The following is a 3899-nucleotide window of genomic DNA, read 5'->3' as shown; positions in this document are numbered from 1 at the left end:
GAGGATGTTGCCAAGTTCTTAGGTGGAGATGCTGCATTTACAAATGGAGCTCTTACACAGCCAACCTATAAATTATCACACATTGCCACAGATGGAGTTGTGACAGAGAGTTCGTTCCAAGGTGTTGGAACCGCTTTTGCAGGTCTTGATAGCAATATCAAGACTGTGAACGCTCGCATTAAGGAAGTCTCAGAAGGAGTTGCTCAGGATTCTTTGAACTGGAGCAAAACTGCTCATGCCTTTGTAGCGCAGCATGAAAAGAGGGAAGAAAAAGACGGCAAAGTTGTAGTGACACAAGAAAACAGCAAGATAACGTCTCTTGCAGCAGGAGCTATTACGAAAGATTCCACAGATGCCATTAATGGCTCACAGCTTCATTCACTAGGCAATACCGTTGCTACCTATTTTGGCGGTAGCGCAACATTTGCAGATGGCGCTTTTACAGCTCCGACTTATAAGATCTCAAATGTTGCTGAAGATGGTAAGGCAACAGAAAAGTCATACAACGATGTTGGTTCAGCTTTTGCTGGTCTTGATACGAGTGTCAAGAATGTAAATACGCATCTAACGAATGAGATCAAAAATTTTACTGAAAAAGTAACGAATATTACGCAAGCAGTCCAAGGCGATGCTTTGTTATGGAATGATAAATCCCATGCCTTTGTCGCGCAGCATGAAAAGAAGAAAAAAGAAGAAAACGGCACAGTTGTAGTGACACAAGAAAACAGCAAGATCACATCGCTTGCGGCTGGCAAGATTACAGCAGATTCAACGGACGCCGTTAATGGCTCTCAGATTTATTCTATGAGTGAAATGGTTGGTAGTTATTTTGGCGGTGGCGCTGGATATAATAAAGAAGGCGCATGGATAGCTCCTACTTTCAAGGTCAAACAAATCGGTTCTGATGGCCATATTACTGATGAGACTTATCAGAATGTAGCGGATGCTTTTTCTAGTGTTGGTAATTCTTTCCAGAGTGTTCATAATGAGATTAACACTATGAGAAGTGATAGTCTTGTTAAGTGGAATGAAGAGAAGAAACTGATCAAGATTGGTGGCGAAAAAGATGGTACGACAATCACTGTTGCAGATAAGGATAGTAAGGCTCGAACTCTCTCTGGTGTGAAGGATGCAGAAAAGGGTGACGAAGCGGTTAATAAAGCCCAGCTTGATAGAAATGTGAATGCACTTACGAATGAAATTAATGACGTGCGTTCTGTAGCAGTTTTCTACGATATAGAAGAAGATACAACAGAAGAGGTCAGTACACTTACCAGAACAGCACCTAAAGCGAAACAAAACAGTGTGACTTTTGGAGATCCGAGCAAGGGTCAGGTTGGATTGCATAATGTTGCCGCTGGTAATATTGCTAAGGATTCACATGATGCCGTAAATGGTGATCAGCTTCATTCATTGGGCGACAAGGCTGCGACATATTTTGGTGGTGGTTCAACATTTGCAGATGGTGCTTTTACAGCTCCGACTTATAAGATCTCTAATATTACTGACAATGGTACAGTAACGACTAGTTCATATAACGATGTTGGTTCAGCCTTTGCTGGTCTTGATGCGAGTATCAAGAATGTGAATACGCATCTAACGAATGAGGTCAAAAATTTTACTGACAAAGTAACGAATATTACGCAAAAATTTAAAGGCGATGCCTTGTTATGGAGTGATACAGCCCATGCCTTTGTCGCGCAGCATGAAAAGAAGGAAGAAAAAGACGACAACACAGTTGTAGTGACACAAGAAAACAGCAAGATAACGTCTCTTGCAGCTGGAGCTATCAGTGAAACTTCAACAGATGCAGTAAATGGCTCACAGCTTCATACATTAGGCACAGGGGTTGCTACGTCTTTAGGGGGTGGTGCTAAATATGAAGGTGGCGTATGGACCGCTCCTACATTCAAGGTTAAATCGGTTAAGGATGATGGTGTTTCTGAAGATAAGGTTTATTCTGATGTAGCATCTGCTTTGAGTGGAGTTGGTAGCTCTATCACGAATGTTCAGAATAAATTGACTGAGCAGGTTAACAATGTGGTTAACAAAGTGGAAAGCGAAAGCTTTGTTCAGCAAGATAAAACAACGCATCTCCTCACTATTGGTGCTAAATCAGAAGGCGGAGAAATTAATATCGCCAATAAGGACAAAGGGGATAGAACTCTTTCTGGTGTGAAGGCAGCGACCAAGGATAATGAAGCCGTTAACAAAGGACAGCTTGAGAAAGGTTTAACGGATCTTTCCAACAGTCTTCAGTCTGATGAATCAGCAGTTGTTCATTACGATAAACAAAAGGATGGTAAAGTTGATTATGCGAATATCACCTTGGGTGGTAAAGATAAGACAGCTGTAGGTCTCCATAATGTTGCTGATGGTAAGATTGCCAAGGATTCACGTGATGTAATCACGGGTGGTCAGGTTAACACAATCGGTGAGGATGTTGCCAAATTTTTAGGTGGTAATGCCTCATTTGAGAAAGGTATTTTTAAAGGACCGATCTATAATTTATCCAGTATTACTACAGATGGTACGGCAACAGAAAAGTCATACAACGATGTTGGAACCGCTTTTGCTGGTCTTGATACAAATATCAAGAATGTGAACGCTCGCATTAAGGAAGTCTCTGAAGGTGTTGCTCAGGATTCCTTGTTATGGAGTGATAAAGCCCATGCCTTTGTCGCGCAGCATGAAAAGAAGGAAGAAAAAGAAGACGGCAAAGTTGTAGTGACGCAAGAAAACAGCAAGATCACATCACTTGCGGCTGGCAAGATTGCAGCAGATTCAACGGACGCCATTAATGGCTCTCAGATTTATTCTATGAGTGAAATGGTTGGTAGTTATTTTGGCGGTGGCGCTGGATATGATAAAGAAGGCAAATGGATTGCTCCTACGTTCACGATTAAGACTGTTAAGGATGATGGTACTGAAGAAGAGAAGAAGTATAATACTGTTGCAGAAGCTTTGGCTGATGTTGGTACATCTTTCACGAATGTTAAAAACGATATTACTAATGTGGTAAGTAATAGTCTTGTTAAGTGGAATGAAGAGCAGAAAATAATCAAGATTGGTGGCGAAAAAGAGGGTGGTGTGATTACTCTTGCCGATAATAAAAATACGGCGCGGACACTTTCTGGTGTGAAGGATGCAGAAAAGAACGACGAAGCAGTTAACAAGGGACAGCTTGATGAGAATGTGACAAAACTTTCTGATGACATTGAAGAAGTGCGTTCTGTGGCAGTTCTTTATGATGAGGAAGAAGCTTCAGAAGAGGTCAGTACACTTACCAGAACAGCACCTAAAATTAATAAGAATAGTGTGACTTTTGGAGATCCCAAAACAGGCACTGTTGCATTGCATAATGTTGCCGCTGGTAAGATTGCCAAGGATTCACATGATGCTGTAAATGGTGATCAGCTTCATTCACTAGGCAATAACGTTGCTACCTATTTTGGTGGTGGTGCAACATTTGCAGATGGTGCTTTTACAGCTCCGACTTATAAGATCTCAAATGTTGCTGAAGATGGTAAGGCAACAGAAAAGTCATATAACGATGTTGGTTCAGCCTTTGCTGGTCTTGATACGAGTGTCAAGAATGTGAACAATCATCTAACGAATGTAGAAAATAAGTTTACCCAAAAGATCGATGATATTTCGAAAGAAGTTAAAGGTGATGCTTTGTTGTGGAGTGATAAAGTCCATGCCTTTGTAGCGCAGCATGAAAAGAAGGAAGAAAAAGAAGACAGCACAGTTGTAGTGACACAAGAAAACAGCAAGATAACGTCTCTTGCAGCTGGAGCTATCAGTGAAACTTCAACAGACGCCGTTAATGGCTCACAGCTTCATAGCTTTGGCACAGGGGTTGCTACGTCTTTAGGTGGTGGCGCCAAGTATGAGAA

Annotated in this window: 1 pseudogene; it reads left to right on the top strand. The window is 41.5% G+C overall.

What is annotated here, in order from left to right:
• Nucleotides 1–3899, top strand: a pseudogene (locus ACFIKD_RS08995) (hypothetical protein); the annotation flags it as partial.

Source organism: Bartonella sp. CR84HXZ (assembly GCF_042194535.1).
Taxonomy (GTDB): Bacteria; Pseudomonadota; Alphaproteobacteria; order Rhizobiales; family Rhizobiaceae; genus Bartonella; species Bartonella grahamii.
This window is presented reverse-complemented; position numbering and strand designations above follow the sequence as displayed.